At 72.1% G+C, this 16,546-nt stretch carries 16 protein-coding genes; 9 read left to right on the top strand and 7 right to left on the bottom strand.

The window, feature by feature from the left end:
* Positions 1–547: 547 nt before the first annotated feature.
* A complete protein-coding gene (locus OHA84_RS27460) occupies positions 548–673 on the top strand; it encodes a hypothetical protein (RefSeq protein WP_371591462.1) in 126 nt (41 codons plus the stop codon).
* Between the two features lie 9 nt (positions 674–682).
* Here OHA84_RS27460 and OHA84_RS27455 read toward each other — a convergent pair whose 3' ends face one another.
* The 3 genes from OHA84_RS27455 to OHA84_RS27445 all read right to left on the bottom strand — a co-directional run bounded on the left by OHA84_RS27455 (position 683) and on the right by OHA84_RS27445 (position 2,919).
* A complete protein-coding gene (locus tag OHA84_RS27455) occupies positions 683–1,396 on the bottom strand; it encodes a 3'-5' exonuclease (protein WP_053684792.1) in 714 nt (237 codons plus the stop codon).
* A complete protein-coding gene (locus OHA84_RS27450) occupies positions 1,396–1,554 on the bottom strand; it encodes a hypothetical protein (protein ID WP_371591461.1) in 159 nt (52 codons plus the stop codon). The genes OHA84_RS27455 and OHA84_RS27450 overlap by 1 nt, the downstream gene beginning before the upstream one ends.
* 105 nt (positions 1,555–1,659) lie before the next feature.
* A complete protein-coding gene (locus OHA84_RS27445) occupies positions 1,660–2,919 on the bottom strand; it encodes an SAV2148 family HEPN domain-containing protein (RefSeq protein WP_053684790.1) in 1,260 nt (419 codons plus the stop codon).
* 285 nt (positions 2,920–3,204) lie between these two features.
* Here OHA84_RS27445 and glgX point away from each other — a divergent pair, with 285 nt between their 5' ends.
* On the top strand, positions 3,205–5,319 hold the full coding sequence (gene glgX, locus OHA84_RS27440) for a glycogen debranching protein GlgX (RefSeq protein ID WP_053684788.1): 2,115 nt from the start codon (positions 3,205–3,207) through the stop codon (positions 5,317–5,319).
* Here the strand turns inward: glgX and OHA84_RS27435 are convergent.
* Positions 5,304–6,611, bottom strand: a complete 1,308-nt coding sequence (locus OHA84_RS27435) for an MFS transporter (RefSeq protein WP_053684786.1) — start codon at positions 6,609–6,611, stop codon at positions 5,304–5,306. The genes glgX and OHA84_RS27435 overlap by 16 nt on opposite strands.
* A gap of 82 nt (positions 6,612–6,693) precedes the next feature.
* Between OHA84_RS27435 and treY the strand changes: the two genes are divergently transcribed.
* The 4 genes from treY to OHA84_RS27415 all read left to right on the top strand — a co-directional run bounded on the left by treY (position 6,694) and on the right by OHA84_RS27415 (position 12,061).
* Positions 6,694–8,973, top strand: coding sequence for a malto-oligosyltrehalose synthase (treY, locus tag OHA84_RS27430; protein WP_266969341.1), 2,280 nt, complete (start codon positions 6,694–6,696; stop codon positions 8,971–8,973).
* A 184-nt stretch (positions 8,974–9,157) separates the two neighbouring features.
* A complete protein-coding gene (locus OHA84_RS27425) occupies positions 9,158–9,868 on the top strand; it encodes a hypothetical protein (protein ID WP_266950412.1) in 711 nt (236 codons plus the stop codon).
* A 113-nt stretch (positions 9,869–9,981) separates the two neighbouring features.
* Complete coding sequence (locus OHA84_RS27420; protein WP_266969343.1) at positions 9,982–11,253, top strand: M14 family zinc carboxypeptidase; 1,272 nt, start codon at positions 9,982–9,984, stop codon at positions 11,251–11,253.
* Positions 11,254–11,551: 298 nt separating this feature from the next.
* Positions 11,552–12,061, top strand: coding sequence for a hypothetical protein (locus OHA84_RS27415; protein ID WP_323181968.1), 510 nt, complete (start codon positions 11,552–11,554; stop codon positions 12,059–12,061).
* Positions 12,062–12,156: 95 nt separating this feature from the next.
* Here the strand turns inward: OHA84_RS27415 and OHA84_RS27410 are convergent, their stop codons facing one another.
* Positions 12,157–12,588 (bottom strand): hypothetical protein, encoded by a 432-nt coding sequence (locus OHA84_RS27410; protein WP_266969344.1) that lies wholly within the window; start codon positions 12,586–12,588, stop codon positions 12,157–12,159.
* 121 nt (positions 12,589–12,709) lie between these two features.
* A complete protein-coding gene (locus OHA84_RS27405) occupies positions 12,710–12,919 on the bottom strand; it encodes a hypothetical protein (protein ID WP_266969346.1) in 210 nt (69 codons plus the stop codon).
* A gap of 106 nt (positions 12,920–13,025) precedes the next feature.
* On the opposite strand from OHA84_RS27405, the gene OHA84_RS27400 reads away from it, so the two are divergent.
* The gene (locus tag OHA84_RS27400) at positions 13,026–13,862 is read left to right on the top strand and encodes a helix-turn-helix transcriptional regulator (protein ID WP_266950408.1); all 837 of its coding nucleotides are present in this window, start codon (positions 13,026–13,028) and stop codon (positions 13,860–13,862) included.
* Positions 13,859–14,059, top strand: a complete 201-nt coding sequence (locus tag OHA84_RS27395) for a DUF397 domain-containing protein (protein ID WP_053684770.1) — start codon at positions 13,859–13,861, stop codon at positions 14,057–14,059. Before OHA84_RS27400 ends, OHA84_RS27395 begins: the two co-directional genes overlap by 4 nt.
* 45 nt (positions 14,060–14,104) lie before the next feature.
* Here OHA84_RS27395 and OHA84_RS27390 read toward each other — a convergent pair whose 3' ends face one another.
* Complete coding sequence (locus tag OHA84_RS27390) at positions 14,105–14,668, bottom strand: DUF1707 and FHA domain-containing protein (RefSeq protein WP_053684768.1); 564 nt, start codon at positions 14,666–14,668, stop codon at positions 14,105–14,107.
* Positions 14,669–14,778: 110 nt separating this feature from the next.
* Here OHA84_RS27390 and treZ point away from each other — a divergent pair, with 110 nt between their 5' ends.
* Entirely contained in the window at positions 14,779–16,530 is a 1,752-nt protein-coding gene (gene treZ / locus OHA84_RS27385) for a malto-oligosyltrehalose trehalohydrolase (protein ID WP_053684766.1), read from the top strand.
* The last annotated feature ends 16 nt before the right edge of the window (positions 16,531–16,546 follow it).

Genomic DNA, 16,546 nt, shown 5'->3' with positions numbered 1-16,546 from the left:
TCGACGGCCACGGCCTCGCCGGGTCCGGAGCGGCTGGAGGCCTCGCCCTACGACGCGGACTTCGACGAGCCCGGTGTGCAGCGGCCCGCCGACGAGGACTTCTGGGCGCGTGTGCGCTGGTCCGTCGCCATGGGTCACGCGGCGATGCTGGAGGAGGGGTACCTCCACAATGCCTCCCGTTGGCACCGCCTCACCGAGGACACGATCGATGCGGTACGCGCCCGACTCACCCCGCGTGCCCAGTTGACCGTCTGGCCCGACCTGTCCGCCGATGTCGACGCGGTCCTCGCCTCGCTTCCCGACGAGGGTCCGGTGGAGTTCGTGTGGGAGGACGAGAACGGGGTCATCTCCAGCACGACGGTCGACGAGTCGGAGTACGGCGAACTGGCCGCCCGGGTGGCGGGCGCCCGTGCCGCCACGGCCCTGTCCTTGACCCTCGACGAACGCCACCCGCTGTTCACCGCGGTCCTGCCCGACAGCGACGGCGTCCTGCGCGCCCGGTGGCGGACCGAGCCGACGCCGACTGACCGGAACTGGGCCTTGTCACGTGGACCGGCCCGAGGACGTGGTTCGGGTCGGAGACGGCCTGCTCGTGAAAATCATGGACGTCGACGTTCCACGGCGCCGGATCACTCTCTCCCACCTACAGGCGCTCGCCTCGGGAGAGCGCTGAGCGGCGCCGTCATCGTCTCCGGGGAATGAGTGGCCAGGCCGGCTCGACGACCGTCGTCGGATCCGCGGTACGCCGCAGATACGCCTGCAAGGAGACCGACTGCTCGGCCGCCGCGCGCACCTGAAGGTCATGCAGATCCGCCAACGGCATCGCGGCGACGGGCCGGTGCTTCTCGCCCATGCGTCGCACCACCCGGGCTGCGGCCACGGCATCGGCCCTCGCGTCGTGCGCGTCGTCGAGCGACACCCCGTAGTGGTCACACAGTGCGTGGAGGGCCCGCTTGCCCCTCCGGTACTTGTCGACGTGCTTGTCGATCACCAGCGGATCGATGACGGGCGAAGGCACACTGCCCAGCCGCTCGCTGATCGACTCGACCTCGTGCCGCCGACACTCACGGTCAAGCAGTGACAGGTCGTAGCGTGCGTTCATCACCACCAGCGGCGTGCCGAGCCGCAGCCCCTCGGCGACGGCCTGTGCGATCTCCTCTATGGCGGAAGCGGCCGGCACCCCGTGCTCGCGGGCGTGTTCCGTCGAGATGCCGTGGATCGCCGATGCCTGCTCCGGTATCGCCACCCCTGGATCCAGCAACCAGGTCCGCTCGGCCGATACGGCCCCGGCCGAATCCAGCCGCACGACCGCCGCCGTGACGATGCGGTCGGTCTCGACGTCGGTGCCCGTGGTCTCCAGGTCGAAGGCCACCAACGGTCCACTGATCCAGCTCATCACGCGGCCCTCGTTCCGGCGTGGGTCGCCGGCCGGCTCCGCGCTTCGCCGTCGCGCACCTCGACCGCCGCGGCGGTCACGATCCGCGACTCCCCCGGTTCCGTGCCGGTCGTCTCCAGGTCGAGCCCGACCAACGTTCCCCCGTGCCACGCCGCCATGACGCGCCCCTCCCCCGTACGAACTTCCGGTCAATGACTTTCAGCCTGCCACGGGGTACTGACAGCCCGGTCGCCGGGTCGGGCCGTCGTCCGGCGGCGCGCGGGTCACGACACCGGCCGGGAGTCCTCCCACACCGATTCGAATTCCTCCCGGTACGTCGTGAACAGCCCGTGGTCGGCGTCCTTGGGCACGCCCCGCCCGCCCCCGCGCAGCACGAGCACGGGGGCCTCCATGCCGCGGGCCCGGCGCAGGTACGACTGGACCACGGCGATCCCCGAGGACTCGCCCTCCACCAGGTACGCGGTGAAGCGCGGGGTCTCGTCGAAGACGTGGATGTCGAAGCGCGAGGGGTCGCGCAGGCCGGCCCGGACCCGCCGCACGTGCAGGATGTTCATCTCGACCGAGCGGCTGAGCTCTCCCTTGCGCAGCCCCAGTTCCCGTTCGCGGCGTTTGACGGCGCTGCTGGCCGGGTTCAGGAAGAGCAGTCGGACCCGGCAGCCCGCCTCGGTGAGCCGTACGAGTCTTCGCCCGGAGAAGTTCTGGACCAGCAGGTTGAGGCCTATGCCGATGGCGTCGAGCCGGCGCGCCCCGCCGAACAGGTCCTCCGCCGGCAGTTGCCGCTGGAGCCGCACCCGGTCCGGGTGGACCGAGATGACGTCCGCGTACCGGTCCCCGACCAGGTCCTCGACGGCGTCGATCGGCAGCCGGTCGGCCGACGGGGAGCCCGAGCCGCCGCCGAGCACCTCCAGCAGTCGCGCCGAGGCCCGCTCGGCCTGCTCCAGCACCGCCCGCGACAGGGCCCGGTTGCGGGAGACGACGTTCCGGGTGACCTCCAGCTCGTCGAGGGCCAGCTCGATCTCACGCCGGTCGTCGAAGTACGGTTCGAAGCAGGGCCAGTGCTGGACCATCAGCTCCCGCAACTGCGGCAGCGTCAGGAAGCTCAGGACGTTGTCGTCGGCCGAGTCCAGGAGGTAGCCCTTGCGCCGGCTGACCTCGCGCACGGCCACCGCCCGCTGCACCCACTCCTGACCGGCGGGCCCGGCGGCGGCGACCACCCAGTCGTCCCCGCCGTGCGCCGGCTCGTAGATCGGCCGCAGCACCGCCCCGACCACCGAGCGCAGCCGCTGTTCGATGAGGTTCAGCCAGATGTACGCGCGTCCCGCCCGCTGGGCCCGGGTCCGGACCTCGCTCCAGGCGTCCGCGCTCCAGTCCAGTTCGGCTCCGGCCCGGGTTCCTCCGGTCTCCGGCGGGGCCAGCGAGACCGCTCCGGCCGGCACTCCCGCGGGCCCGCCCCCCGCGGTGTCCGCCGGGCCACCCTCGTGACCGCTGTCACCAGGGGGCAGCTCCAGACCTCCCGAGCTCACCCGTGCACCGCCTTCTGCGTCTGGACGCCCGTCTCCAGTGATCACGGAAGGGTACTCCGCGCGCGCGGCCGGATGCAGCCCGATGGCCCTTACACCGGCTGCCCGTTGACCCATTATCCGATGCCCACACAGTCCACTGACCCGCATATCAGCTCTCCGGGTCACCCGGTAGGAGCATCCCAAGTCCCCGCTTGGGGGCGCTCTTTCGGGGAAGATCTGGCAGTGACGTGGTGTACGCCGGATCGCCAGGGGCATCCACCGACATCGAGGGAAGAGTCGTTATCCATGCAGATCTGGCCGGGACAGGCGTATCCGCTGGGTGCCACGTACGACGGCGCCGGCACCAATTTCGCGGTCTACTCCGAGGCCGCCCGACGGATCGAGCTGTGTCTGTTGCACGACGACGGCTCGGAGACCGCCGTCGAACTGCGCGAGACGGACGCCTTCGTCCGACACGCCTACCTGCCCGGTGTGATGCCGGGCCAGCGCTACGGGTTCCGGGTCCACGGCCCGTACGAACCCGAGCACGGCCTCCGGTGCAACGCGGCGAAGCTGCTGCTCGACCCGTACGCGCGCGCCATCAGCGGCAGCGTCGACTGGGGCGAACAGGTGTACGGCTACCACTTCGGTCGGCCGGACTCCCGCAACGATCTGGACTCGGCCCCGCGCACGATGAGTTCGGTCGTGGTGAACCCGTACTTCGACTGGGCCAACGACCGACCGCCGCGCCACGAGTACCACCACACCGTGCTGTACGAGGCGCACGTCAAGGGTCTGACGATGCGGCACCCGGACCTCCCGGAGGAGCTCCGCGGCACCTACGGGGCCCTCGCGCACCCGGCGGTCATCGGGCACCTGACCAAGCTCGGGGTGACCGCGCTGGAGCTGATGCCGGTGCACCAGTACGTCAACGACCACCGGCTGGTGGACGACGGGCTCAGCAACTACTGGGGCTACAACACCATCGGCTTCTTCGCTCCGCACAACGGCTACGCCTCCGGCGACCGCGGCCAGCAGGTGCTGGAGTTCAAGTCCGCGGTGCGGGCCCTGCACGAGGCCGGGATCGAGGTGATCCTCGACGTGGTCTACAACCACACGGCGGAGGGGAACCACCTGGGGCCGACGCTGTCCTTCCGGGGGCTGGACAACGCCTCGTACTACCGGCTGGCGGAGGACCCCCGGCACTACATGGACACCACCGGCACCGGGAACTCCCTGCTGATGCGGTCCCCCCACGTGCTCCAGCTGATCATGGACTCGTTGCGCTACTGGGTCACGGAGATGCACGTCGACGGTTTCCGCTTCGACCTCGCGGCCACCCTGGCCCGGCAGTTCCACGAGGTGGACCGGCTGTCGTCGTTCTTCGACCTGGTCCAGCAGGATCCGGTGGTCAGCCAGGTGAAGCTGATCGCCGAGCCCTGGGACCTGGGCGAGGGCGGCTACCAGGTGGGCAACTTCCCGCCCCTGTGGACGGAATGGAACGGCAAGTACCGCGACACCGTGCGGGACATGTGGCGCGGGCAGCCGCGCACGCTGGCGGAGTTCGCGGGACGGCTGACGGGCTCCTCCGACCTCTACCAGGACGACGGGCGGCGCCCGCTGGCCTCCATCAACTTCACCACGTGCCACGACGGTTTCACCCTGAACGACCTGGTCTCCTACAACGAGAAGCACAACGAGGCGAATCGGGAGGGCAACCGGGACGGGGAGACACACAACCGGTCCTGGAACTGCGGGGTGGAGGGTCCGACGGAGGACCCGGAGGTACTGGAACTGCGCGCGCGCCAGATGCGCAACTTCACGGCCACGTTGATGCTGTCGCAGGGCGTGCCGATGCTGAGCCACGGCGACGAGTTCGCCCGCACCCAGGGCGGCAACAACAACGCCTACTGCCAGGACAACGCGCTGTCCTGGGTGGACTGGCCGGAGCCGGGCAAACCGGCGCCCGGGTTGCTGGAGTTCACCCGGCAGATGGTGTGGTTGCGCCGGGACCACCCGGTGTTCCGGCGGCGCCGGTTCTTCCACGGCCGGCCGGTGGAGGGCACCCACGACGAACTCTCGGACATCGCCTGGTTCACCCCGCACGGCGAGGAGATGCGGGCCCGTGACTGGCAGGCGCAGCACGCACGCGCGTTGACGGTGTTCCTCAATGGCGAGGCGATCTCCGAACCGGGCACCCGGGGTGAGCGGATCACCGACGATTCGTTCCTGCTGATGTTCAACGCGGGTTCGGAGGCGCAGGAGTTCACCGTGCCGGCCGGGCACGGGGCCCAGTGGCGCCTGATCGTGGACACGGCCCGTTCGGACGTACTGCCACCCGGCACCGGGCCGCAGTTCGCGGCGGGTGACCGGGTGGCGTTGACGGGTCGGTGCATGGTGGTGCTTCAGCGGCCGGCGTAGGAGGTCCGTCCGGCGGCGGTCGGCCCCTTCTCGCCGGCCGCCCCGATCCGCGGCGCGGTCGCCTGTGCGGGGATGACGACCCCGGGGTGCGGGCGGGCCGCGGGCACCCGGGTGGCCAGGGCCAGGACGAGGCACAGCGCCGCCGCGCCCACGGCGAGCGCGAAGGGGCCCGCGGGCCCGTACCACTCGGCGAGTTGGCCGCTGACCCCGAGCGCGAGGGCCTGGCCGGCGACGAGCGAGCTGGCGGCGAAGGCCATCGCCTCGGCGAGCCGGGCGGGCTGCACGTGCCGCTCGGTGAGCGCGAACGCGGTGATCAGGTGCGGTGCGCATGCGGCGCCGAGCACGGTGACGACCGCGTACAGCGGCAGCAGGCCGTCGGTGAACACCAGCGGCGCCGAGAAGGCCAGCCCCGCGGCGGTGGCCAGCCTCCAGCGCAGCCGCAGTCCGAAGCGGGCCGGCAGCGCGCCCATGGCCAGGCCCACGACGGCGCTGACCACGCCCATGCAGGCGTAGACGATGCCCGCCTGTCCCGGGACGCCCAGGCGCAGGGTCAGGGCCGCGATCCCTGCCTGGCAGGCGCCGAACACGGCTCCCTGGAGAGCGAGGGAGGCCCTCACCGAGTACACGACGCCCGGCGGCCGGGACCGGCCGCCCTCGGGGCGGTCCGGGGCGGGCGAACCGGCGGTGACGGAGGCCGTCGGGTGGAGCGCGTAGGCACCGCCGAAGACGGCGACGAGGCAGGCGGCGCCCGCGAGGGCGGCGGCCGGGTGCGCGACGAGCGTGGCCGTGCCGACGAGGGCCGGTCCGATGACGAACGACACCTCGTCCAGGGTGCCTTCGAGCGAGTGGACGGCGCCCACCACGCTCTCGTCGGCCTCGGCGCGGCGGGCCAGGGCCACGGAGCGGCTGCGGGCGAGGGGCCCGATCAGCGGGATGGAGGCGCCGGCGACCACCGCGATCGAGGCGAGCGGAACCGTGTCGAGGTGTCCGAGGGCCCCGGCGACCAGGGCGCCGGTGGCGACCGCGTTGACGGCGACGGCGCCCAGGACGACGGGACGCTGCCCTCGGCGGTCGGCGAGCCGGCCCAGGACGGGCCCGAAGGCCACCTGTCCGGCGGAGAGGGCGAACCCGACGATCCCGGCGGTGGCGAGGGAGCCGGTGGTCTCCGCGATCAGCAGCACGCTGCCGAACTGGCACATCGCGACGGGAAGTCGGGCAAGGAAGGAGACGAGCGGCAGGAGGGGCCCGGTCAGGGCGATGACTTTGCGATAGGTGTCGACGGTTCCAAACACCCGAGGAACGTTAACCCGGTGCAGTCACCCGGATGCATTGGGTCATGGCACGGAATCCCGCAGGCTGGGTACGTACGTTCTCATGACCCAGGAGTACTTGAGCAGCCAAGCGGAAACCGATGTTCCGACATCCGTCACTCCGGCGTCCACCTACCGTCTCCAGCTGTGTCCCGCGTTCCCGTTCGCGGCGGCCGGGGCGGTGGTTCCGTACCTCGCCTCGCTCGGCGTGTCCCACCTGCACCTGTCGCCGGTGCTGGAGGCCGTGCCCGGTTCCACGCACGGGTACGACGTCACCGACCACACCCGGGTGCGGGCCGAGCTCGGCGGGGAGCGGGGGCTGCGGGCCCTCGCCGCGACCGCGCGGGAACACGGGCTGGGCGTGGTGCTCGACATCGTGCCGAACCACATGGCGGTGCCGTCGCCGCTGCGGCTGAACCGGCCGCTGTGGGAGGTGCTGCGGGAGGGGCCGGAGTCCTCGTACGCGGCCTGGTTCGACATCGACTGGGAGGCGGGCGACGGGCAGGTGCTGCTGCCGGTGCTCGCCGAACCGCTCGACCCGGGCGAGGTGAAGGTCGTCGGCGGGGTGCTGCGCTGCGGGGAGCACGAGTTCCCGCTGCGGGAGGGAACGGCCGCACTGGCGACGACGGAGCTCCTGGCCGCGCAGTGGTACCGGCCGGCGTGCTGGCGCGAGGCCCGGACCGCCCTGAACTACCGCCGTTTCTTCACCATTTCGGATCTGATCGGGGTTCGGGTGGAGGACCCGGAGGTCTTCGCGGCCACGCACGTCAAGGTGCTGGAGCTGGTCCGCGACGGGGTGGTCTCGGGGCTGCGGATCGACCACGTGGACGGGCTGGCGGATCCGCGGGAGTACCTGCGGCGGCTGCGCGCGGAGGTCGGCGAGGAGTGCTGGATCGTGGTGGAGAAGATCCTGGCCCCCCAGGAGCGGCTGCCTCCCGGCTGGCCGGTCGCCGGCACCACGGGCTACGACGCGCTGCACCGGCTGGACGGGGTCTTCACCGATCCGGCCGGCGTCGACGAACTGGCGCGCCTGTACCGGGAGTCCACCGGGGCGCCCTCCTGGGAGGAGACCGCGGCGGCGGCGACGCGTGAGGTGCTGACCGGCCATCTGGCGGCCGAGCTGGCGACGCTCCAGCGGTTCGCGGGCCCCGATCTGGCCTCTGCGGTACGGGAGTTGCTCATCGAGTATCCGGTGTACCGGCCGTACCCCGGCGAGCCGGACATGCCGCCGCAGGCACTGGAGCGGGCCGCCTCCCGGGCCGGGGCCCACGCGGTGGCCGGCGTGCGGGACCTGGTGGCGCGGGACCCCGCCTTCGCCGCCCGCTTCGCCCAGACCTCGGCCGCCCTGCGGGCGAAGTCGCTGGAGGACCGGGCCTTCTACCGCTGGGCCCCGCTGCTGTCGGCCACGGAGGTCGGCGGGGAGCCCGGCCGGCCGGCGGTGTCGGTGGCCGGGTTCCACGCGTACTGCGCCGACCTGGAACGGGACTGGCCCGCCTCGGGCACGGTGCTGTCCACCCACGACACCAAGCGGAGCGCGGACGTCCGGGCGCGGATCTCGACCCTCTCGCAGGCTCCGGGGCACATGGCCGGACCGGGCGACGGGGGCCCGGACCCCCGGGCCGCGTGGGTGGCGCGGCAGACCGCCCTGGGCCTCGGGGAGGTCCCGGAACGCGGGCCCCGCCTGTCGGCGGCCCTGCTGAAGGGAGCCCGCGAGGCCGGGCTGCACACCAGTTGGACGGAACCGGACGAGAGGTACGAGGCGGGGATCACCGAGGCGGCGTCCCGGCCCGGCGCGCTCCCCGCGGACCTCCCGCCGGAACTGCGGGAGGCCGCCCGGGCCAACCTCCTCGGGATGACCCTGCTTCACCTGGCGATGCCCGGGGTTCCGGAGGTGTACCAGGGCGAGGAGAGCGAGTACCGGGCCCTGGTCGACCCCGACAACCGGCGTCCCGCCGTCCACCCGCGCGAGGCCGCGGCCCTGCTCGACGCGGGCATGACCCCGCGGGGCGTGGCGCAGGAGAAGCTCGCCCTGACCACCGCGCTGCTGCGGCTGCGGCGTTCCCGCCCCGACCTGTTCACCGGGTACGCGCCGCTGGCCGCCCGGGGCCCGGCGGCGGACCACTGCGTGGCCTTCGTCCGCTCGACCGGCCTGATCGCGGTGGCCACCCGGCTCTCGCACCGGCTCGCGGGCGCGGGCGGCTGGCGCGACACCGCGCTGACCCTGCCGGCGGGGCGTTGGACGTCCCTGCCGTACGGGGACGCGCACGAGGGCGAGGTCGCCCTGTCGGTGCTGCTGGCGGACCGGCCGGCGGTGGTGCTGCTCCGGTCGGAGTCGGCCGGGTAGCGCTGCCCCCTGCCCTCCCGGGCGCCCCCGGGAGGGCAGGTCGTGCGCCCCTGCGGTTGCTGATCAACGGACGTACGTTCGGGGGGACTTCGCGCGGAATGCCTGCGTCACCGTGTGCGGGGTGGGCAGAATCTCTCGGGTTCGTCAGACAGCGTCCGCACCACCACCACTCTGGGAGCAGCCGGTGTCGCCTCAGGAGATCCCCCTCACGATCACCCCGCAGCAGGCCGCCCACGGCGTGATCCTCACGGTGGCCCTGGCGTCGGGGCCCGCCCGCCTGCGGATCCCCTCCTGCACGGACGGCCAACTCGTCCGGGCCCGCGTCGGCGACACCGACGTACTGCTGCGCATCCGGGTGGGCCAGGTCGCCGGCGCGGCCCCGGGGCAACCCGCGGCCCCGGGCAAGTCGGGCGCGAAGGGATGCCTGGTGGCGGTCGGGCTCCTCGCCGCCGTGATCGTCGGCGTGGTCCTGCTGAACAACGGGGACGACGACAGGGTCGAGACCTCCCCGACGCCCTCCCCCACGATCAGCGTCTGGTCCCCCGCGCCGGCCCCGCCCCCCGTGGTCCTCCCCACGTCGACCACGTCCACGGGGACGTCCGCACCCGACCCCACGCCGTCGCCGTCGGAGGCCGCCCCGAGCCCGTTCGACCGGGGCACCTGCCTCAACGGGACGCTGCCGGACTCGACGACCGCCCAACGGGTCACCGGGGTCCGGGAGGTCCCCTGCTCGGCGTCCGACGCGCACTACCGGGTGATCGAGAGCATCCCGATGACCTCCGACCTGGACCGCTGCAACGACAACCCGAAGACGGAGTACGCCTTCTCCTACAGCTACACCCGCAACGGGATCCCCCTCAACGAGTACGTCTACTGCCTGGTCGGAATGGACTGACCGACGCGAGCATGCCGGGGACGAGGCGTTGGCCAGGGGTTTTCCTCGGGATTCGGGGAAGTGCGGGGCGCCCGGAGCAGTAGGGGGCGTGCGCGGCGGGCATGGCATGACATGTGACCCTCCTACGAGACATGTGCTACCCCACTCCGCACGAACTCGCCCTGGCCGCACGCGCCCTGGCGGACGAGCATCCGGCCCTGGTACGACTGCGCCAGGTCGGCGCCTCCCGGGCCGGCCGGCCGCTGTGGCTGCTCTCCGTCGGCGGGGAGCCCGCCGGGGCGGGCGCACCGGGCCGCAACGTCCTCGTCGTCGCCGGGGCGCACGCCAACGAACCCGTCGGCGGCCCGACGGCCCTCTCCCTGGCCCGGCGCGTCATCCGCGACCTCGCCCCCCGGGCCGGTTGCGGCTGGCACTTCCTGCTCTGCGCGGACCCCGACGGGGCGGCCCTGCACCTCACTCCCCGCCCGTACTCCCTCCTCGACTACCACCGGAACTTCTTCCGACCCCCCGGGCCCGAACAGCCCGAGTGGGCACCGTCCTTACTTCCCCCGGACCGACTGCCGCCCGAGACCCTGGCCCTGACCGCGCTCATCGACGAACTGCGCCCCGTACTCCAGATCTCCCTGCACGGCACCGACCTGGGCGGCTCCTGGGTCCAGCTCACACGGGACATACCCGGACTCTCGGAGCCCTTCACCAAGTCGGCGGCCGAGCTGCGGATCCCGGTGGAGACGGGTGCCTCCGACGCCACCGGGTGGCCCTCCCCCGGGCCCGGCATCTTCGTGATGCCCGAACCGGGCACCGAGGCGGCCGGGGCCTTCCACCCGGAGGACACCCGGCTGAGCACCTGGTACCACGCCCACCGGTACGCGGGTACCACCGCGATCGTCGAAGTGCCCATGTGGGCCTCCGACCTGGTGGACGACCCGGCCCCGCACCCCGACCCGCGGCGCGCGCTGCGCATGCTGGCCGGGCGGCTCAGCGGGGACGCCGACCGGGTGGCCGCCGTACGCGAGGGGGTGTACACGGCGGACCCGGACGCCGCGCCGCTGCTGCGGGCGGTGGACTGGACACTCGCCCTGATCCCCCGGATCACCGTCGAGTGGACCGGCCCCGGGGCCCCCGCCGAGGCCACCACCGCGCACATCGGCAGCATCGACGCGTTCGGGCGGCGACTGTCGCTGCGCGCCGCCGCGATGCTGCTGCGCGTGCTGCGGGCGCAGGGGCATCCGGCGGCGCAGGGGCTGGACCGCCTGGTGACGGGGTGGTGCGAGGAGTTCGCGGCCCGTTTCCAGGCGCGCTGGATCCCGGTGGCCACGCAGGTGGAACACCAGGCCCGCACGGTGCTGGCCACCTACGAACGGCTCACGGCGGTCAACCGGTAGCGGGCCGCACCGGGCCGCCGACCCGGTTCACCCGGCACGGGCCCGAGGGTCACGCTCGCAACGTCCTCGGGCTCCCGCGTCACACCGGACGGAGTGCCGAAGGCGAAGGACGTGGCAGCGCGGACGGCCGGCTCCGCGGCCATACGGTCGATGACGACGTGACCATGCCGTCCGCGCGGTCCCCGGGTGCGCCGTGTCGAGTCCTCCTCAGGTCTTCTCCGGCGGTCGCGCGATCCTCCGTTGGGCGTACATGATCCGCCGTGGCGGTTGACGCGCGGCTGCCGTGTCCAGAACCAGCATGTACGTCATGAACACAGCACCCGCTCCCCTCCTCCCCGTCGCTGCTCCCGCCCCGGTTTGGGCTCGTCGCGCCGCCCACGCCATCGCCCTGTGCGCGGTCCCCTCCGGCCTGTGGCGCATCGCCATGGCATCCGGTGTCTACGTGGGCTACAGCGAACAGGTACTGCGCGATGTCTTCGACATACCGGGCTGGGGCATCGCCTACGTCGTCGGCCTCTCCGTCCTTGCCGAACTGGCCGCCCTGTTCCCGCTGTTACTCGTCAGCGAGCGGTGGCGGCCGCTGCGCCCCCGGGCCATGACCGCAGTGGCCTGGACCGCCTCGGTGGTCCTGGTCCTGGTGGCGCTGTGGCAACTCGTGGTCGCCTTCACCGTCGAGAGTCAGACGTACATGACGAGTGACACGGCACAGACCGTATGGGCCTTCATCTTCGCCCCCCTGTTCGCCATCCCGGCCCTGATGACCGCGGTGACCTGGTCCTACGCGAAGCGGCACCGCGGACAGGCGTAGACCCCCCAGTCGGATGCCTTCCACCGCTTCGCGCACAGGGGATGAAGCACGCCCGATGGCCGGGCGGGCCGTGGCGGCCCGCGGACCGGACCCGGTCAGGGGACGAGTGGCCACCCGTCGCCGAACGTCATCGCGTCGAGCCTGGACATGACGGCCGCCCGACACCTCTCCAGCTCCGGGTCGGTGACTTCCCAGGTGTGGCCCCCCTGGTGGCCGAGGAACTGGCAACAACCGTCGCCGGTCCCGCCGGGGGTGTCATCACTGGCCGGGCAGTCCGGCAGCCACATCAGTTCGTCGAGCGGACCTTGGTCCGTCCAGCGGGCCCAGAGGGCCGACCCCTCTTCGTTCTCGCACAGGATCTCGGCATGGGGACCTCCGTGCGTCTCCAACGTGCACCGCAGATCACCGCTGTTCGACGCCACGTCTCGGACGGTGTCGTCATCGACGCCGATCCGAAGCAGGAGCATCAGCAGCCCCGGAACGCGCACGTGGATGCGCGCGTCGCACACGTACCGCCCGGGCGTCACGCGCCCCACCCCCGAGCGACGATGAACGCCACGGCGGCAATCCACGCGACGGCCCCGAGGGTGACGGCGAGCGCACCCCTCCTGGTCCTTCGCGCGTGGTCCCGGTGCTCATTGTCATCGGTCACCGGTCGCGCTCCCTCGCGCGCCTGCGCATCACCGCGGTGGCCAGCGCGAGCGCCTCGGGACAGCAATGGATGAGGGGCATGTCACCCCAGTCCGGACGCGGTTCGTCGCGCTCGATGGCGGCAGCCAACTCCGCCAACGCGTCCCCCATGACCACCACGGCGCGCGGGCACGGTTCCGGCGACGCCGGCTCTACGTTCTCGGGCACCGCCACTCCTCTCTGTAGTCGTTCCACTACCAAGAGGCTTCAGCGTGACCTAGAGTCTGGGATCTATCAACTGTCCAGGCTCTGACTGAAAGTTCATGAGGCACCCGTGAACAGGAATGAGTTGACTCCCGACGCCAGTCCTCGCGCCGCCTTTGGCGCACGTTTACGCAGCTTGCGTGAGGCACGTGGATGGACGCTCGATGACCTCAGCGAACGAATGGAATATTCGGCATCGCATATTTCCGGTGTTGAGAACGCGAACCGCGCGCCAACTGTCAAGTTCGCGCAACGCGCCGACCGCGCGCTGGAACTCATGGGAACAGGGGAGACCCTGGCCAACGACGTGTTCCGCATCAAGAGCGGATCACTACTTGAAGGCTTCCCCGAGTACGTGCTGTCTGAAGGACGTGCGGCAGAAGTCCGCTACTTCGAAACCGGCATCATTCCGGGGCTGCTTCAGACCGAGGCATACGCGCAAGCCCTGGCCCAGAGCGCAGTCAGGCGCGGCACCATCACTGCGGAGCAAGCACACGAGCGGGTCACCGTCGTCGCCGAACGTCAGGACGCGCTACGTCGTACGCCGGCGCCACTCGTCATGGCCGTGTTGGACGAAAGCTGCGTCCGTCGACCGATCGGCACGGTTGCCGAGTGGGACACACAGCTTTCACGGCTGATCGAGTTCGCCGAGCAGCCGGACACCGTGTTCCAACTGGCTCCGTTCAGCATGGGGGTACGGCGCGCCTTCAACCTGCCGCTCTACATTCTGACCATGGCCGACCGCTCGATCGTGGCCTATGCGGAGTCCGCCACCCGAGGGCACTTGGAGCGTGACGGCAAGTTCGTGGCGCCCATACTGAGTACCTACTATCAGTTGCAGGCCCACGCATTGTCGCAACCGGACTCCGTGGCCATGATCAGGCAGATACGAGAGGGCATGTCGTGACCGAGACCGAGACCCCCCGTTGGTTCAAGTCCAGCTACAGCGACAACGGCGGCGCTTGCGTGGAAGTCGCCGACGCGCTCGCCGGCGTTCTCGGTGCCGTACTGGTTCGCGACAGCAAGAACCCGGGCGGCTCGCACCTGTCCTTGACCCGCAACGGGTTCGCCGGCTTGGTGGTGCTCGCCAGGCACCAGCGCTGACCCCGCTTGACCCGGCCCCGCCGCTCCGCCCCCCGTCCGAACCGCTCAGTCGAGGGAGAGCCGGAAGGTCATCCGGCCGAAGCCGATCTCGTCGCCCTCCCGGACCACGGCCGAGCCCGTCACCCGGCGGCCGTTGACGGTGGTGCCGTTGGCGGAGCCGAGGTCCTTGAGCACCCACAGGCCGTCGCGCAGGCTCAGCTCGGCGTGCGCCCGGGACACCGTCTCGTGGGTGAGTCGCAGCCCGTTGCCGGGGTCGCGTCCGATCGCGAGGGGCAGGGCGCTCGGGTGCGGCAGCAGCAGCTTGGGCAGCCGCTCGGCATACCAGGCCTTGCGGACGCCGACGCTCACCGCCGAGGCCCGGCCCACCCAGCCGAACAGCCGACGGGTCCAGGAGCTTTCGGTGGCACGCCGGCTCTGGAGGTCGGCGGTGAGCACCGCGAGGTCCTCGGCGCGGCGGGCCACCAGGGCCAGCTCCATGCGTCGCAGGAAGGTGTCATGGGACAGCTTTCCCAGGGCCGCGCCCTCTCTGAGCCGGCCCAGCGCCTGGTCGCGCTCGGCGTCGGAGAGGCGGGGCGCGGGGAAGCCGGGGTACTCGAAACTCGACGTCACAGGGTGATTGTCGGCCCGTCGGGGACGAAGTGTCCAGAACTCCCCCGCCGGGGCCGGGATGATGGGCGCGAGACGCAGGCTGGGTACCGCCGGAGACGAGGGGACCGTCCGTGCAGTTCGAGGTGTGGGCACCGCTGACAGGTCGGGTCGCCATGCGACTGAACGACACCGCCTACGAGATGACACCCGACCCGGAAACGGGCCGGGACGGTTGGTGGGTGGTCGACGCGCCGGCCGCCGACGGGGACGAGTACGGGTTCCTGCTGGGTGACGATCCGGTGGTGCGCCCGGACCCGCGCGGGCGCCGGCTGCCCCACGGTCCGGACGGCCACAGCGCGGTCGTCGACGTCGCCGCGCTGCACCCGGGCGCGCCGGCGCCCCGTGTCCCGCTCCAGGACGCGGTCCTGTACGAGCTGCACGTCGGGACGTTCACCCCGGAGGGCACCTTCGACGCCGCCGCGGGGCGCCTGCCGTACCTGGTGGGGCTCGGCGTCACGCACGTCGAGCTGATGCCGGTGTGCCCGTTCCCGGGCCGGCACGGCTGGGGGTACGACGGGGTGGCCCCCTGGGCGGTGCACGAGCCGTACGGCGGCCCGGCGGGTCTGGCCCGGTTCGTGGACGCGGCGCACACCGCCGGGCTGGGCGTGGTCCTGGACGTGGTCCACAACCACCTCGGGCCCTCCGGGAACCACCTCCCCGTCTTCGGCCCGTACTTCACGGAGTCCCACCACACGCCCTGGGGCGCGGCGGTGAACCTGGACGCGCCCGGTTCCGACGAGGTCCGCGCGTACTTCATCGGCAGTGCCCTGGCCTGGCTGCGGGACTACCGGATCGACGGCCTGCGCCTCGACGCCGTGCACGCGCTGGCCGACGGTCGGGCCCTCACCTTCCTGGAGGAGCTGGCGGCGGCGGTGGACGAACTGGCGGCGGAGACCGCCCGCCCGCTGTTCCTGATCGCCGAGACCGACCAGTGCGACCCGCGCGTCACGACCAGGCGGTCCGTCGGCGGCCTGGGGCTGCACGCCCAGTGGAACGACGACTTCCACCACGCCCTGCACTGCACGCTGACCGGCGAGTCCCAGGGGTACTACGCCGACTTCGCCGAGGCCCCGATCGGCGCCCTCGCCAAGACGCTGACGCGGGCCTTCTTCCACGACGGCACGTGGTCCTCCTTCCGGGGCCGCACGCACGGCCGGCCCGTGGACCGCCGCCGTACCCCGGCGCACCGCTTCCTGGGCTACACCCAGACCCACGACCAGATCGGCAACCGGGCGCTGGGCGACCGACTGTCGGCCTCCCTGTCACCGGGCCTGCTGGCCTGCGCCGCGACGGTGGCGCTGACCGGCCCCTTCGTCCCGATGCTGTTCATGGGCGAGGAGTGGGGCGCGGGCACGCCGTGGCAGTACTTCACCGACCACCCCGACCCGGAGCTCGCGGAGGCCGTGCGGACGGGCCGGCGGCGGGAGTTCGCGGCGCACGGCTGGAAGGCCGAGGAGATCCCGGACCCGCAGGACCCGGCGACCCGCGACCGGTCCTGCCTGAACTGGGAGGAGCCCGAACAGCCCGCGCACGCCCGCCTGTTGGACTGGTACCGGACCCTGATCGCACTGCGCCGCACCCATCCGGACCTGCGCGACCCGGACCTCGCGGCGGTGCGGGTCGCCCACGACGAGGAGCGCCGCTGGGTGACGTTCCGGCGCGGTGAGGTCCGGGTGGCGGTGAACTTCTCGCGGGAGCCGGTGACCATCGCGCTGGGCCGCAACGGGGTGCGGGTGCTGGCCGCCTGGGAGCCCGTCGACCACCCGGGTCCCGACGGCCGGATCCACGTGCCGGGCGAGTCGGCGGTGGTGCTGGGCCCGTAGGCCCTGTCGTCGAAGC

It is taken from the genome of Streptomyces sp. NBC_00513, assembly GCF_041431415.1.
In the GTDB taxonomy this organism is placed as follows: Bacteria; Actinomycetota; Actinomycetes; order Streptomycetales; family Streptomycetaceae; genus Streptomyces.
This window is presented reverse-complemented; position numbering and strand designations above follow the sequence as displayed.

What these genes read in the sequence shown, in the direction of transcription:
- OHA84_RS27455 (WP_053684792.1), bottom strand. Translation starts at nt 1,396, where the DNA reads ATGAGCTGGATCAGTGGACCGTTGGTGGCCTTCGACCTGGAGACCACG.
- OHA84_RS27450 (WP_371591461.1), bottom strand. Translation starts at nt 1,554, where the DNA reads ATGGCGGCGTGGCACGGGGGAACGTTGGTCGGGCTCGACCTGGAGACG.
- glgX (WP_053684788.1), top strand. Translation starts at nt 3,205, where the DNA reads ATGCAGATCTGGCCGGGACAGGCGTATCCGCTGGGTGCCACGTACGAC.
- treY (WP_266969341.1), top strand. Translation starts at nt 6,694, where the DNA reads ATGACCCAGGAGTACTTGAGCAGCCAAGCGGAAACCGATGTTCCGACA.
- OHA84_RS27415 (WP_323181968.1), top strand. Translation starts at nt 11,552, where the DNA reads ATGTACGTCATGAACACAGCACCCGCTCCCCTCCTCCCCGTCGCTGCT.